Source organism: Erwinia psychrophila (assembly GCF_039023475.1).
Lineage (GTDB): Bacteria > Pseudomonadota > Gammaproteobacteria > Enterobacterales > Enterobacteriaceae > Erwinia.
The window spans coordinates 233,408-248,377 of the sequence record NZ_JBCHVB010000001.1 but is presented as its reverse complement, the minus strand read 5'-3'; the positions used below and the strand labels follow the sequence as shown (position 1 = coordinate 248,377).

Below are 14,970 nucleotides of genomic sequence, written 5' to 3'. Positions count from 1 at the left end.
TTATAACCACTATACCAAACATGGCTGAGATGTATAGCGGGCCTGCGGGAGAAAAAGAGAGGGCCGGCAAATGCCGGCCCTGTGATTACTTCTTAGCGGAAGCTTTATCCGCTTTTGCGGTACTTTTTTCCGTCACGGTCCATTTGCCGTCAACGTAGAAAGCGCTCCAGCCCGTCGCCTTGCCCTCTTTTTCGGTGCTGACATACTGCTGCTTTGTTTTACGGCTAAAGCGGACGACCGACTTGTTGCCTTCGGCATCAGCGGCAGGCGCATCAGCCAGATAACGCAGCTTTTCAGGCAGGCGATCGCGGAATCGCTGAAGCTCTTCCACCAGCGGTGCGCGCGTTTCCCGGGATTTAGGGAACGTATTTGCCGCCAGGAAGACGCCTGCGGCACCGTCGCGCAGAACAAAGTAAGCATCTGACTTTTCACACTCAAGCTCAGGCAGCGGCACCGGATCTTCTTTCGGTGGCGCGACGTCGCCGTTGCGCAGGATCTTACGGGTGTTTTTACATTCGTCGTTAGTACAAGCCATGTATTTGCCGAAACGACCCATTTTCAGGTGCATTTCGGAGCCACATTTTTCGCACTCAACAATCGGGCCATCGTAGCCTTTAATGCGGAACTCGCCCTGCTCGATCTCATAACCATCACAGCCTGGGTTATTACCGCAGACGTGAAGCTTACGCTGATTGTCGATCAGATAGCTGTCCATGGCCGTGCCGCACTTCTGGCAGCGACGACGGGCGCGAAGCGCGTTGGTTTCGGCATCTTCACCCTCAAGAATATTCAGGACTTCATTCTCAGGGATCAGGTTGATGGTCTGCTTACAGCGCTCTTTAGGCGGCAGTGCGTAACCGGAACAGCCAAGGAACACGCCGGTGCTGGCGGTACGGATACCCATTTTACGGCCGCAAGTCGGGCAGTCGATGGAGGTCAGGATCATCTGGTTCGGCTGCATGCCGCCCTCTTCCGGATCCTTATCCGCCTGCTCAAGCTGCTGGCTGAAATCCGCGAAGAATTTATCCAGCACGCCTTTCCACTGCGCTTCGTTATTCGCGACCTTATCCAGATTGTCTTCCATATGCGCGGTGAAGTCGTAATTCATCAGCTCGCGGAAGTTAGCTTCCAGCCTGTCGGTTACGATTTCCCCCATCTTTTCCGCATAGAAGCGGCGGCTCTCAACACGCACGTAGCCGCGATCCTGGATGGTAGAGATGATTGACGCATAGGTCGAAGGTCGACCGATCCCGCGTTTTTCCAGCTCGCGGACCAGCGATGCTTCGCTGAAGCGTGCCGGCGGCTTGGTGAAGTGCTGGCTTGGCTTCAGCTGTTGCAGCTTAAGCTCCTCTCCCACTTCAACCGGCGGCAAGGTGCGATCTTCATCGCCTTTACGCAGCGCAGGCATCACTTTTGTCCAGCCGTCAAAGCGCAGCGTGCGGCCCTTCGCTTTAAGTTTGAAATCACCCGCCGTAACGGTCAGCGTGGTTGAATCATACTGCGCAGGCATCATCTGACAGGCGACAAACTGTCGCCAGATGAGCTGATACAGCTTCTGCGCATCCGCTTCCATGTCTTTCAGATGGTCGGCCAGAACGCCGACGTCAGATGGGCGGATCGCTTCGTGCGCTTCCTGAGAGTTATCTTTGCTGGTATAGACGTTAGCGGCCTTCGGCAGATACTTAGCGCCGAACTCATCTTCGATATAGCCGCGCACCATGCTGACCGCATCCTGACTCAGGTTGGTGGAGTCAGTACGCATATAAGTGATATGACCCGCCTCATAGAGACGCTGCGCCATCATCATGGTTTTCTTCACGCCGTAGCCCAGACGGGTACTGGCCGCCTGTTGCAGCGTGGAGGTAATGTAAGGTGCACCAGGCTTGCTGCTGGTGGGCTTATCTTCACGGTCGGTTACCTGATAGCGCGCTTTTTCCAGCAGGCTGACCGCTGCCTGCGTCTGCTCGCCGTTCACCGGACGGAAAGGTTTGTCGTGCTGATGGGTAACTTCCATCGGCAGGCCCGTTCCTTTCGGGGTGTTCAGATCGGCGTGAAGCTCCCAGTACTCTTCCGGGACAAAAGCTTTAATTTCCCGCTCACGCTCCACGACCAGGCGTACGGCTACGGACTGAACGCGGCCGGCGGAGAGACCGCGGGCGATTTTTTTCCACAGCAGAGGTGAGACCATATAGCCCACCACGCGGTCCATAAATCGCCTTGCCTGCTGCGCATTGACCCGGTCGATATTCAGTTCGCCCGGCTTTTCAAAAGCCTGACGGATCGCATTCTTGGTGATTTCATTAAAGACGACGCGGCTGAAGCGCGAGTCATCGCCGCCGATCACTTCCCGCAGGTGCCAGGCAATGGCTTCCCCTTCGCGGTCAAGGTCGGTTGCGAGATAGATGTGGTCGGCATTCTCTGCGAGCGCTTTAAGCTCGGAAACGACCTTTTCCTTGCCAGGGAGGATCTGATAATTCGCTTCCCAGCCGTGGTAAGGATCGACGCCCATGCGGTTTACCAGCGCCGTTTTTTCGTCCTTTTTAACTTTTTTGGTTGTTTTACTGGTTGTAGAGTCAGCGCTCTTTTTAACCGTTGATCCACTGGTCGGCAAATCACGGATATGACCGACGCTGGATTTCACCACGTAGTCATTTCCAAGATATTTATTGATCGTTTTGGCTTTTGCCGGGGACTCAACTATTACGAGAGCTTTGCCCATATTTACCTTTACCTGTTTAAAACATCCGAGAGTAAATTGTGCCGTTTGTTCTGAAACACAAGAGTCGCATAACGCTATTACGGCCGGGATTGAAAACAATCTCTGATTAACGGACGGTGCTTAATGCCCTCTGCCGTTAAAGCCAACTGGCTGTTTTACGACACATTTTACAACCTGTTAAGCGAATTTCTAACAAAGCGTAAAGCCTGTTTTACGCCCGGAACCCGAAACGCCCACACTCTACCTGATAAAATTCGATACGCAACTTAATTAGCATCTGCCTGACGTTTACGCCAGAAAGTGAACAAAAAAACCCGCTTTCACCGGGCAGAAAATAGTCGCCTGCTAACGGCAGGGCGTTTTTTTAACCGCCTTGCGGTTCTGACAGCGCCGGACGTAATATAGCGTCGGTAAATAGGACTATAAAGGAGAGAAATCTGTGAATCAGACTCAGGGTATCGATCGGGCTTCCCTGCTAAGCGAGGCTAACGGCATGATTGCGGAACATGAACTTGCTTTTCCGGGGCTGACTGCAACTGACGTGGAACAGAACGGCGACGTGCTGGTTTTCCGTGGCGATTACTTTCTGGATGAGCAAGGGTTACCTACAGCCAGAAGTACCCAGGTGTTCAACGTGTTTAAATTCCTGGCCACCACGCTTTCCGCCCGTTACCACCTTGAAGAGTAATTCCGAAGGCAACTTGATTAAAGGCAGCGACCAGCGACGCCGCTGCCTGAATCCCTTCCTCAGAGCAGCGGTTTCTCGCCTCGCTGCCAGAGACGCAGCAGCAGGCGTTCTACGCTGCCCGCCGCGCTTTGGGTAAAGCGATCCATCATTTTTTTACGCGTAACAAAACGCACCGAAATGACCTGGTGACCGGCCAGCTGGTCAATGATCAGATCGTCGCTGGTACCGATGGCATCGATCAGCCCCTTTTCAAGCGCCTGAGTACCAAACCAGTGTTCACCGGTTGCCACATTGTCGATATCCAGCGCAGGCCGCATCTGGTGAACGAACGTTTTGAAGAGCAGATGGGTTTCGTTCAGATCTTCCCTGAATTTTTCCCGTCCCTGCTCGGTATTTTCTCCGAACAGCGTCAGCGTGCGCTTATATTCCCCTGCCGTATGCAGTTCAACATCGATCTCATTGCGCTTGAGCAGGCGGTTGAAGTTTGGGATCTGAGCAACCACACCGATAGAACCGATGATGGAGAACGGAGCCGCCACAATGCGGTCAGCTACGCAGGCCATCATATAACCGCCGCTTGCGGCGACTTTATCGACCGCGACGGTCAGGCGAATGCCCTTGTCACGCAGGCGCTGCAGTTGAGAGGAGGCAAGACCGTAGCCATGCACCACGCCGCCGGGGCTTTCCAGCCGCAGCAGTACTTCATCTTCCGGCCGGGCTACGGCGATGACCGCTGAAACTTCTTCGCGTAGCGAAGCCACCTCATGAGCATCCATGCTGCCTTTAAAGTCCATGACAAACAGCGTGGGCTTTCCGGTTTCGGCCTTGATTCCCTGCTTCGCCCGCAGCTTAGCGGCTTTAGCCTCCCGTTTTTCTTTCTTTTTATGCTCTTTGTGCCACAGTTTTTGATCCTGATGCGTCATGGTTGCCAGCATCATGTCATCTTTCATCTCTTTGTAGCGCTCACCCAGGTGGGTTAGTTTCAGCTGGCCGCCCTGCGAGCGTTTACGCATCGCGAGATGGGTAAACAGCAGCGCCACGGCGGCAATAGCCACCACTACCGTGACCGTTTTGGCCAGAAAAAGTCCATAATAAGAGAGTAATTCCACTCATTCCGCCTTATTTAACATCGTATTAGATCAGCTGCTAGTGTAGCCGAGTCGCTGCCCCGCGTCGCCCGAATCCGGACCGGAATGCACGTTTTTACCGGCGTCTTCCGTTGAACTGGGCCCCGTTTTAAGGCATAAAGCAGACTATTCAGCGCGGACAGAGGCGCCGGAATAACAATTCCGCCTGCCTGACCGCAACCGCCAGAGGAGTTTACCGTGGATTATCAACCTGAGAGCAATTTGCTGACCGATCGCATTATTCTTGTTACCGGCGCCAGCGACGGCATTGGCCGTGAAGCCGCCCTCACCTATGCCCGTTACGGGGCCAGAGTGCTGCTGCTCGGCAGAAACCCGCAGAAGCTGCGCGTCGTTGCGGATGAGATAGCCGCGCTGGAAAAAGCCCCCGCGAGCCTGTTTCTTCTCGACCTGGATCGGGCCACCCCGGAGCGCTGCCTTCAGCTCGCTGAAGAGATAGCCAGTGAGGTGCCTCGGCTGGACGGCGTGCTGCACAATGCCGGTCTGCTGGGCGATATTGTGCCGATGGCGGAACAGGACCCGCAGGTCTGGCAGCAGGTGATGCGCGTGAATATTGACGCTACTTTCTTCCTGACCCAGGCGCTACTGCCTCTGCTGCTGAAATCCCCCGCTGGTTCTCTGGTCTTCACCACTTCAAGCGTCGGTCGTCAGGGTCGCGCCAACTGGGGCGCCTATGCGGTTTCAAAATTTGCCACTGAAGGGATGATGCAGGTGCTGGCGGATGAGTACCGCGATCTTCCTCTGCGCGTTAACTGCATCAATCCCGGTGGCACAAGAACGAAAATGCGCGCCAGCGCTTTCCCGCAGGAAGATGCCGGTAAACTTAAAACCCCAGCGGATATTATGCCCCTCTATCTCTATCTGATGGGGGATGCGAGCAGGGATGAGACGGGCATCAGTTTTGATGCGCAGCCCGGACGTAAACCCGGAGCAGCAGAATAATGGCCGCCGATCGTCACCAGCAGCGCCAGCAAAAGCTGAAGGAAAAAGTGGATGCCCGCGTTGCGGCTGCAACGGAAACGCGCGGGATCCTGATGGTTTACACCGGCAACGGCAAAGGCAAAACCACCGCGGCTTTCGGCACGGTGACCCGTGCGGTGGGGCATCAGCGGCGGGCAGGCGTGATTCAGTTTATAAAAGGTGAGTGGCCGAACGGCGAGCGCAATCTGCTTGAGCCTCACGGCGTCGAATTTCAGGTAATGGCGACGGGGTTCACCTGGGATACCCAGAACAGAGAAACCGATACTGCCGCCTGCCTGCAAACCTGGGAGCATGCCAGGCGCATGCTGAGTGATGCAACGCTGGATCTGGTTATTCTGGATGAGCTGACCTATATGATCAGTTTTGATTATCTGCCGCTCGACGAGGTGGTCGCCGCGCTGGCAGCACGCCCCCCTCATCAGAGCGTGATCGTGACGGGGAGAGGCTGTCATCGGGATATTCTGGCGATGGCGGATACCGTTACCGAAATGCGTCCGGTTAAGCACGCCTTTGAGGCTGGCATCCAGGCCCAGCAGGGCATTGACTGGTAGTGACTTTATCCGCTACGAGATGCATGAAAATCCGTCATAAAAAAAGGCGACTTGCGTCGCCCTTTTCGTGGTTCCCGGCAATCAGCGCTTGCCGGCAGGACGACGGCTGCCGCTGCTGACCTGAGAATGACGCTTAACCGCACGGCGAATCTGATTTGCTTTAGTGCGGCGACGGTCTTTTTCGACCGGCACTTTGCTGGCGGTCTCCGGCGGCAGATCCACCAGCTCGCGCAGGTAGTTCGTTGGCGGAAGATCAAGTTCGGTCCATCCGCCTCGCGGTAGGCCCTTAGGCAGACTGATATCACCGTAGCGGGTTCGGATCAGACGGCTGACCTGTACCCCTACTGATTCCCACAGACGACGCACTTCGCGGTTACGCCCTTCGGTCAGCGTCACGGTATACCACTGGTTAATCCCTTCTCCGCCGGTAAACTTCAGCGTTTTAAACGCGGCCGGGCCATCTTCCAGCTGAACGCCACGGCTCAGCTGCTTAAGCTTGTCTTCATCAACCTGACCAAATACGCGGACAGCATACTCCCTTTCCACTTCACGGCTTGGGTGCATCAGACGATTGGCCAGCTCACCGTCGGTGGTGAACAGCAGCAGACCGCAGGTGTTTACGTCCAGACGCCCGACGGCAATCCAGCGTGCACCACGCAGTTTTGGCAGACGATCGAAGACGGTGGGACGGCCTTCCGGATCGTTACGGGTACAGAGTTCACCTTCCGGCTTGTAATACGCCAGTACGCGGCAAACTTCGGCGGTGGATTCAGCCACGGAAACAAGGTGACCATCGATACGGATCTTCAGGGCCTTGCTCGGCAGGACGCGGTCGCCCAGGGTGGCAAGTTTGCCGTCCACGCTGACGCGTCCGGCGGAAATCATGGTTTCAATCTCGCGGCGGGAGCCGTGGCCAGCGCGCGCTAAGACTTTTTGTAACTTTTCGCTCATGGAGCATCCTCTGTGTCGCCTTCCCAGGCGTCATTAATGAATTGATCCCCGTGGAGGAAACAGACGTGGATGCAGGAACGCCACTGCGGCGGGCCGCTGACTCGCTGTCCATTTCAGGGGAAGCGCATTCTACACTAACTTCCCTGCCATTGATAACGCTATACAACGTCCCTTTGCCGGACAGCGTCACGCCTGCGGCGGCGAAGAACCAGAGGAAACTGACTTTGCACCTGCCGCCGCGAAGGTACCGGTTCATCTGGTGAAAAGGCGCGCTCAATCAGATAAGACGCTTATGCTTTAGGATTTCGGTCAACCCGGAGACGCTGGCTGTTAAGAGACCCGTTCGCCGCTATTTTTGCGATCAAAGTTGCATTTGAAAAAAGGTCTGTAATCAGGGTATTAAAGCAGAAGGATGCCCCTCTCATGAAGAGTTCAGCACGCATGACCACCAAAAAATAATAAGCTGGTTTTTAATGCCAAATTTTAATAACCGAGCAAAATTTTATGCTTTGGTAATAAAAATAAACCGTCATGTTTACAGCCTTAACAACAAATAATCAGCTTATCCGGAGTGAAGGTTGAGTTAATTCCTTATCATCTCAGCTATTACCTTAATTATACCGGAATTGATTTGCCACGCTGATTTGATTGTGTAGAATTCAAACAGGCACAAGAGGCCACAATAAGATTTCATTATAATTATTTAGATTTAGCTTAAGTTAGTATTTATAAAAAAATATCAGATTTGCCTTTAGATAAAAGCGAGGAGTTCAGCTCCTTATTAATATAGCTGGTTAACATCAGCTTCGGCCTTACACGTCATCAATCTTCACCAGGGATTTCCTGACGTGTCCGAGACAGTGTGAACGATCATGAAAAGAATAATGGCGATCCCAACGTCCGCTTTGCTGACGCTGGCTCTGGCTGGCTGCTCTGTTGGCCAGTATGAGTACAGCAGCGAAGCGATGAAGCGCGTAGATATGAACTTTACCGGCATTCCAACCATTCTGGGTATTGGTGCGCTGGGCTCCAGCATTCCTATCACCCCTGAGTACAGCCTTACCGCAGCCCACGTGGCGAAGCTTTCCGTCCAGCGCGTGAAGGCTTACCATCCCTATTGCGACCTCGCGATCATCTACCATAAAAACGACATTAAATCGCTGCCGAAATTTCGCAGTGGTGATATTGGTGAGCCGGTAAAAATGTACGGCTACAGCTTTATCTCCGCGATGCCGGTGGAATCCTCAGGCGTTAATTTAGCGCGAACCGGCATCAGAAATGAGTGGAATAAACGCCCCTGCGTGGCGATGGTTTCCAATGCTGGCGTCGTTAAAGGAATGTCCGGTGGTGCCGTCTATAATAGCGATGAAACTATTGGTGGCGTGATCGTTGGCTTCACCAGTGAAATAAAACGCCATAAAAATAGTCCAGCTCCGCTTAAGGATGTTTCGCTTTATATCCCTTATAAGAACTTTGAAACATGGTTAACGGCCTCGACGACCTGATTGAAGCGTCTGGCTGTTAATTCAGAATAATGAATTAACTTAAAGGCAAATTAAAAAACCTGCCGGCGTGGAATTGCCGGCAGGTGGGGGATTTAGAGGAAAGGCGTCACGTCCCCCATCCCTTCCCTGACCACTTCTGGCGTATTTTCCGTCAGATCGATCACCGTGGTGGGATGTTGCCCCAGGTAGCCGCCGTGGATAATCAAATCCACCAGCTTGCCTATTTCATCCTGAATCGCTTCCGGATCGGACTCGGTGATGCTATTGCCCGGCAGAATCAGGGAGGTCGACATCATCGGCTCATTCAGCGCTTCCAGCAGCGCCAGCGCAATCGGATTGGAAGGGACCCGCAGGCCGATCGTTTTCCGCTTGTCGTTCATCAGACGCCGGGGAACCTCTTTAGTCGCCTTCAGAATGAAGGTGTAGTTGCCGGGAGTGTTATTTTTTATCAGCCTGAACGCCGTATTGTCTACGTGCGCGTAGGTTGAAAGCTCCGACAAATCGCGGCAAACCAGCGTGAAATTATGATTACCATCCAGCTTTCTGATGCGGCAGATACGCTCCATCGCGTTTTTATCTTCAAGCTTGCAGCCCAGCGCATAGCCGGAATCGGTGGGGTAAACGATCACGCTGCCTTTGTTAAGCAGCTCCACCGCCTGCTTAATCAGGCGCGGTTGTGGGTTTTCCGGGTGTATATAGAAAAATTGACTCATTACAAATCTCCTGGTTGCCGTTACGACGGCCATTCAATCCCGTGCGATTTCCGGGAAACGTTGCCAGACGGCTTCGACGCCCCCCGGAAGCCATAATTTTTTGCCCAGTTCGATCCACGGACAGGGCTGATGGAAATCGGAGCCCTGCGAGGCGGCCAGCTGGTAATCCTGAGCGTAGCGGGCAAGCTGAGTACGCTCATTGGGCGCCTGCTGACACTGCGCGACTTCCATCGCATCGCCTCCCACTTCACTGAAGTGCGCAATCAGGCGCTTCAGCCATTTTGCCGAGAGTCCATAGCGTCCCGGATGGGCCAGCACGCTGCGACCGCCAGAATGATGAATGGCATCAATAGCTTGTTTAATTGTACACCACTGTGGCGGGACGTAACCGGTTTTCCCCCGGGCCAGATATTTTTTAAAGACCTGTGCCATTGTGTCGGCTTTACCCTGACTGATAAGAAAGCGGGCGAAGTGACCCCGGGTGATAGCCCCTTCTCCGGCCAGCGCCAGCGCGCCGCTTAACGCATCGGGAATATTCGCTTTCTCCAGCCGTTCCGCAATCAGTCTGGCACGCTCCATCCGCCGTTCATTCTGCTCCTGCAAAAAGGCCGTCAGCGTTGGATGGTCGCAGTCCACACCAAGGCCAACGATATGAATTTCATGATTTTCCCAGAGCGTCGAAATCTCAACCCCGGCAATTAATCGCAGCGGCAACTGAAATTGCTCAATGGCTGCCTGAGCGGGCTTTACGCCAGCCGTCGTATCATGGTCGGTAATGGCCAGGACCCCGACACGCTGCTCCACCGCGCGCAGCACCAGCGCCTCAGGCGTCAGTAATCCATCGGAGGCTTGCGTATGGCTGTGAAGATCGTATATCGGCCAGGCGTTATGGGGGCTAGGTTCAGTCAAAACGGCTCCGTGAGCGCGGAAAAATGTCGCAGCATGATAACCAGAATTTCCGCAGCAGGGAAAAAGAGTATTGACTTTTGCCGCCCGAACCAGTTAACTAGTACGCAAGTTCACTTTAAAAGGTCTCTCTCATGACGCTGATTACGATGGTCCTCACCGGCAGCTGGCGCACTTCTCCCTGAAAGGGTGAAGGAGTCCTGCGCGTCGTTCGCGACACAGAGCAGATACCTGAGCCCGCCTGATGCGGGCTTTTTTTTTCGCTAAATTCAGAGAACTGACCTCATGCCAAATGCCAAACCTACAGTGAAGTTGATTACCGGCAGCGCGCCCTACCGCGAGGATCCGGCCTCCGTATTTCATCAATTATGTGGGGCCCGTCCTGCCACGCTGCTGCTTGAATCTGCCGATATCGACAGTAAACGTAACCTGAAAAGCCTGCTGATTGTCGACAGCGCCTTATGCATTAAAGCCTTTGGCAACGGCGTCAGCGTGCAGGCGCTTTCCGAAAACGGCCGGGCCATTCTCTCCCTGCTGGATGCGGCGCTGCCGGCCAGCGTGGTAAACGTGGTCCGTCCCGATGGTCGCGAGCTGACCTTCCCGCATGACGCGACCGTTCAGGATGAAGATTCACGGCTGAAGGCCGTTTCGGTTTTCGATGCGCTGCGCCTGATCCCACAGCTGGTGAACAGCCCGGAGGAAGAGCGGGAAGCGGTGCTGCTTGGTGGCCTCTTTGCCTACGATCTCGTTGCCGGTTTCGAAGACCTGCCTGCGCTGAAGAACGATCAGCGCTGCCCTGACTACTGTTTTTATCTGGCGGAAACGCTGCTGGTGATTGACCACCAGCGCCAGACGGCGCGGCTTCAGGCCAGCCTGTTTACGCCAGCGCCGACGGAGTTTTTGCGCCTGCAAAGCCGCATCGAACAGCTGCACAGCCAGATGTTACAACCCGCACCCGCGCTGCCGGTGCGGACGCCAGAATCGATGACGTTAAGCTGCAACCAGAGCGATGAAGAGTACTGCGACGTTGTCCGTCAGATGCAGGAAGCGATCCGCGTCGGCGAAATTTTCCAGGTTGTGCCTTCACGGCGTTTTTCGCTGCCTTGCCCTTCTCCGCTGGCGGCTTATGACACGCTGAAAAAGAGTAATCCAAGTCCTTATATGTTCTTTATGCAGGACCGGGACTTTAGCCTGTTTGGCGCCTCACCGGAAAGCTCGCTCAAATACGATGCCGGTAATCGCCAGATTGAAATTTATCCCATCGCCGGTACACGTCCTCGTGGCCGCCACGCTGATGGTTCGCTGGACCGCGATCTTGACAGTCGTATTGAGCTGGAAATGCGTACCGATCATAAAGAACTCGCCGAGCATCTGATGCTGGTCGATCTGGCCCGCAACGATCTGGCCCGCATCTGCGAGCCGGGAAGCCGTTACGTTGCCGATTTGACCAAGGTTGACCGCTATTCATTTGTGATGCACCTGGTCTCCCGCGTGGTCGGCACGCTGCGCAAGGATCTGGATGTCCTCCACGCCTACAGCGCCTGTATGAATATGGGCACCCTCAGCGGTGCGCCAAAAGTCAGGGCGATGCAGCTTATCGCGGCGGCGGAAGGTACCCGCCGGGGCAGCTACGGCGGCGCGGTCGGTTACTTTACCGCCAGCGGCGATCTCGATACCTGTATCGTCATCCGCTCCGCCTATGTTGAGGACGGTATTGCTACCGTTCAGGCCGGCGCCGGCGTGGTGCTGGATTCCATTCCCCAGGCTGAAGCGGATGAAAGCCGGAATAAAGCCCGCGCCGTTCTGCGCGCGATTGCCACCGCGCATCACTGCAAGGAGATTTTCTGATGGCCGACATTCTGCTGCTCGATAACTTCGACTCTTTTACCTACAACCTCGTTGACCAGCTGCGCGCTTCAGGACATGAGGTGGTGATCTATCGCAACAATGTGCCGGCGGAAACGCTGATAGCGCGGTTGCAAAGCATGGAAAACCCGGTGCTGATGCTTTCGCCAGGACCCGGCTCACCGTCTGAAGCTGGCTGTATGCCAGCGCTGCTGGCGCGTATGCGTGGACGGTTGCCGATTATAGGGATCTGTCTGGGCCATCAGGCTATTGTCGAAGCCTATGGCGGTTACGTCGGCCAGGCGGGGGAAATCCTGCACGGCAAGGCTTCCGCGATTGCACATGATGGTGAAGGCATGTTTGCCGGGCTGAGTAGCCCTTTACCGGTGGCGCGCTATCACTCGCTGGTAGGCAGCAACGTTCCTGACGAACTGACGGTCAATGCCACCTTCAACGGCATGGTGATGGCCGTTCGCCACGACAAAGATCGGGTCTGCGGCTTTCAGTTTCATCCCGAATCCATTCTGACCACGCAGGGAGCCCGCCTGCTTGAGCAAACGCTCGCCTGGGCGCTGGCATAATAAAAAGGAGAGAACCATGAACGCGATTCTGGAAAAACTTTACCAGGCGAACACCCTGACGCAGGCAGAGAGCCATCAGCTTTTTTCAGCCATTATTACCGGACAACTGGAACCGACCCAGCTTGCCGCTGCGCTGGTCGCCATGAAGGTCCGGGGCGAACGCCCGGAAGAGATCGCCGGTGCGGCAACTGCGCTGCTTGAAGATGCTAAGCCCTTTCCGCGCCCGGACTACGCTTTTGCCGATATTGTCGGCACCGGCGGCGACGGCAGCAACAGCATTAACATCTCAACCGCCAGCGCCTTCGTTGCCGCCGCCTGTGGGCTGAAGGTCGCCAAGCATGGCAATCGCAGCGTCTCCAGCAAGTCGGGCTCTTCCGATCTGCTGGCCGCTTTCGGTATCAGTCTTGACCTGCCCGCCGAACAGGCCCGTCAGGCGCTGGACGAGCTGAACGTCTGTTTCCTGTTTGCGCCGCAGTATCACACGGGCTTTCGCCATGCGATGCCGGTTCGCCAGCAGTTAAAAACCCGTACGCTGTTTAACGTGCTGGGGCCTTTGATTAATCCGGCGCGCCCGCCGCTGGCGGTAATTGGCGTCTACAGTCCCGAGCTGGTATTGCCCATCGCCCATACGCTGAAGATGCTGGGCTATCAGCGTGCGGCGGTTGTCCACGGCGGCGGCATGGATGAGGTTGCCCTGCACAGCGCAACGCACGTTGCCGAACTGCGCGAAGGCGAAATCACCAGCTATCAGCTGACGCCGGAAGATTTCGGGCTGAGCTTCCATCCTCAGGAAGCGCTGGCGGGCGGCACGCCGGAAGAAAACCGTGACATTCTGACGCGTTTACTCCAGGGTAAAGGCGAGCGCGCGCACGAAGAGGCCGTTGCGGCGAACGTTGCCCTACTGCTGAAAATATTTGGACACGAAGATCTGCGTGAGAATGCGCAGCGGGCGCTCAGCGTCATCCAGAGTGGACAGCCTTACGAACGCGTTATCGCACTGGCAGCAAGAGGATAATCATGCAGGAAACCGTACTCGCTAAAATCGTCCAGGATAAAGCGGTGTGGCTGGCGGCCCGCCAGCAGCAGCAGCCGCTGGCCTCGTTTCAGAACGAGATTAAGCCCGCCACCCGCAACTTTTACCATGCCCTGCAGGGGGCCAGAACCGCCTTTATCCTGGAGTGTAAGAAAGCCTCTCCCTCAAAAGGGCTGATCCGTGAGGATTTCAATCCGGCGACCATCGCGGGCATTTATAAGCACTACGCTTCCGCGGTCTCCGTGCTGACCGACGAAAAATATTTTCAGGGCAGCTTTGACTTCCTGCCCATCGTCAGCGCCACCATTACCCAGCCGGTGCTGTGCAAAGATTTTATGATTGACCCTTATCAGGTCTATCTGGCGCGTTTTTACCAGGCAGACGCCATACTGCTGATGCTCTCCGTCCTGAACGACGAACAGTATCGTCAGCTCGCCGCCGTCGCGCACAGTCTGAATATGGGCGTGCTGACCGAAGTGATTAGCGATGAGGAGCTTGAGCGGGCAACGGCGCTTGGCGCAAAAGTCATCGGCATTAATAATCGCGATCTGCGCGATCTGTCGATCGATCTCGACCGAACCCGCCGTCTGGCGCCAAAAGTGGCGCATGGCGTGACGGTGATCAGCGAGTCCGGCATCAACAGCTATGCGCAGGTGCGCGAACTCAGCCACTTCGCTAACGGATTTTTAATCGGCTCTGCGCTGATGTCAGAGGATGACCTGGCGGCCGCGATACGCCGCGTGATGCTGGGTGAGAACAAAGTCTGTGGTCTGACCCACGCTGAAGATGCCCGCAGTGCGCTGGAAGCGGGAGCTATTTATGGCGGCCTGATTTTCGCTGAAGGATCGCCGCGCCAGCTCACCCTGGAAACAGCGCAGGAGGTTATGAACGGCGCCAGCCTTAAGTACGTCGGCGTGTTCCGCGATGCGGCAATAAGTGACATTGTCACCACTGCCCGCACGCTCGCCCTCTCTGCCGTCCAGCTGCACGGAAAAGAAGATAAGGCTTTCGTCGCCGCGCTTCGTGAGCAGCTTCCGCAAAACACACAAATCTGGAAGGCGTTCAGTATTGTTGACGCGCTGCCCGTGCGCGACTGGCCCCATATCGATCGCTACGTCTTTGATAACGGCGCGGGAGGTACGGGTGCCAGCTTCGACTGGTCACTGCTGCGCGATCGGACGCTGGATAACGTTCTGCTGGCTGGCGGACTGGGCCCGGATAACTGTGTGAGCGCAGCTCAAATGGGCTGCGCCGGACTGGACTTCAATTCAGGCGTGGAAAGCAAGCCTGGTATCAAAGATGCGTCAAAAATTGCCTCGGTGTTTCAGACCCTGAAGGCCTACTGACCATAA

Annotated in this window: 11 protein-coding genes and 1 pseudogene; 7 read left to right on the top strand and 5 right to left on the bottom strand. The window is 55.4% G+C overall.

Going from position 1 to position 14,970, the window contains the following annotated elements; translation table 11 throughout:
* Positions 1-85: 85 nt before the first annotated feature.
* Positions 86-2,719, bottom strand: a complete 2,634-nt coding sequence (gene topA, locus AAH446_RS01180) for a type I DNA topoisomerase (RefSeq protein ID WP_342904899.1) — start codon at positions 2,717-2,719, stop codon at positions 86-88.
* A gap of 439 nt (positions 2,720-3,158) precedes the next feature.
* Here topA and AAH446_RS01175 point away from each other — a divergent pair, with 439 nt between their 5' ends.
* Positions 3,159-3,407 (top strand): DUF2498 family protein, encoded by a 249-nt coding sequence (locus AAH446_RS01175; protein ID WP_342904898.1) that lies wholly within the window; start codon positions 3,159-3,161, stop codon positions 3,405-3,407.
* 59 nt (positions 3,408-3,466) lie between these two features.
* On the opposite strand, the gene sohB is transcribed toward AAH446_RS01175, so the two are convergent.
* On the bottom strand, positions 3,467-4,516 hold the full coding sequence (sohB, locus tag AAH446_RS01170) for a protease SohB (RefSeq protein WP_342904897.1): 1,050 nt from the start codon (positions 4,514-4,516) through the stop codon (positions 3,467-3,469).
* A gap of 216 nt (positions 4,517-4,732) precedes the next feature.
* On the opposite strand from sohB, the gene AAH446_RS01165 reads away from it, so the two are divergent.
* Both AAH446_RS01165 and cobO read left to right on the top strand, forming a co-directional pair.
* On the top strand, positions 4,733-5,494 hold the full coding sequence (locus tag AAH446_RS01165) for a YciK family oxidoreductase (protein ID WP_342904896.1): 762 nt from the start codon (positions 4,733-4,735) through the stop codon (positions 5,492-5,494).
* Positions 5,494-6,084 carry a cob(I)yrinic acid a,c-diamide adenosyltransferase gene (cobO, locus tag AAH446_RS01160; RefSeq protein ID WP_342904895.1) on the top strand — a complete coding sequence of 197 codons (591 nt, stop codon included), beginning with the start codon at positions 5,494-5,496 and terminating at the stop codon, positions 6,082-6,084. The genes AAH446_RS01165 and cobO overlap by 1 nt, the downstream gene beginning before the upstream one ends.
* Positions 6,085-6,165: 81 nt before the next feature.
* Here cobO and rluB read toward each other — a convergent pair whose 3' ends face one another.
* A complete protein-coding gene (rluB, locus tag AAH446_RS01155; RefSeq protein ID WP_342904894.1) occupies positions 6,166-7,035 on the bottom strand; it encodes a 23S rRNA pseudouridine(2605) synthase RluB in 870 nt (289 codons plus the stop codon).
* A gap of 884 nt (positions 7,036-7,919) precedes the next feature.
* Between rluB and AAH446_RS01150 the strand changes: the two genes are divergently transcribed.
* Positions 7,920-8,540, top strand: a complete 621-nt coding sequence (locus tag AAH446_RS01150; RefSeq protein WP_342904893.1) for a serine protease family protein — start codon at positions 7,920-7,922, stop codon at positions 8,538-8,540.
* 92 nt (positions 8,541-8,632) lie between these two features.
* Here the strand turns inward: AAH446_RS01150 and AAH446_RS01145 are convergent, their stop codons facing one another.
* Together AAH446_RS01145 and rnm are read right to left on the bottom strand one after the other, a co-directional pair.
* Entirely contained in the window at positions 8,633-9,253 is a 621-nt protein-coding gene (locus AAH446_RS01145) for an L-threonylcarbamoyladenylate synthase (RefSeq protein ID WP_342904892.1), read from the bottom strand.
* 33 nt (positions 9,254-9,286) lie between these two features.
* Positions 9,287-10,162, bottom strand: coding sequence for an RNase RNM (rnm, locus tag AAH446_RS01140; RefSeq protein ID WP_342904891.1), 876 nt, complete (start codon positions 10,160-10,162; stop codon positions 9,287-9,289).
* Positions 10,163-10,444: 282 nt separating this feature from the next.
* Here rnm and AAH446_RS01135 point away from each other — a divergent pair, with 282 nt between their 5' ends.
* The 3 genes and pseudogenes from AAH446_RS01135 to trpCF all read left to right on the top strand — a co-directional run bounded on the left by AAH446_RS01135 (position 10,445) and on the right by trpCF (position 14,964).
* Positions 10,445-12,007, top strand: a complete 1,563-nt coding sequence (locus AAH446_RS01135; protein WP_342904890.1) for an anthranilate synthase component 1 — start codon at positions 10,445-10,447, stop codon at positions 12,005-12,007.
* A pseudogene (gene trpD, locus AAH446_RS01130) lies at positions 12,007-13,600 on the top strand (bifunctional anthranilate synthase glutamate amidotransferase component TrpG/anthranilate phosphoribosyltransferase TrpD). The gene AAH446_RS01135 and the pseudogene trpD overlap by 1 nt, the downstream one beginning before the upstream one ends.
* Before the next feature lie 2 nt (positions 13,601-13,602).
* Entirely contained in the window at positions 13,603-14,964 is a 1,362-nt protein-coding gene (gene trpCF, locus AAH446_RS01125) for a bifunctional indole-3-glycerol-phosphate synthase TrpC/phosphoribosylanthranilate isomerase TrpF (RefSeq protein WP_342904889.1), read from the top strand.
* Positions 14,965-14,970 lie beyond the last annotated feature (6 nt).

Bases quoted from the DNA above. Each gene is read 5' to 3' on its own strand.
- AAH446_RS01150 (WP_342904893.1), top strand. From the start codon at position 7,920: ATGGCGATCCCAACGTCCGCTTTGCTGACGCTGGCTCTGGCTGGCTGC.
- cobO (WP_342904895.1), top strand. From the start codon at position 5,494: ATGGCCGCCGATCGTCACCAGCAGCGCCAGCAAAAGCTGAAGGAAAAA.
- rluB (WP_342904894.1), bottom strand. From the start codon at position 7,035: ATGAGCGAAAAGTTACAAAAAGTCTTAGCGCGCGCTGGCCACGGCTCC.
- AAH446_RS01145 (WP_342904892.1), bottom strand. From the start codon at position 9,253: ATGAGTCAATTTTTCTATATACACCCGGAAAACCCACAACCGCGCCTG.
- trpCF (WP_342904889.1), top strand. From the start codon at position 13,603: ATGCAGGAAACCGTACTCGCTAAAATCGTCCAGGATAAAGCGGTGTGG.
- AAH446_RS01135 (WP_342904890.1), top strand. From the start codon at position 10,445: ATGCCAAATGCCAAACCTACAGTGAAGTTGATTACCGGCAGCGCGCCC.
- topA (WP_342904899.1), bottom strand. From the start codon at position 2,719: ATGGGCAAAGCTCTCGTAATAGTTGAGTCCCCGGCAAAAGCCAAAACG.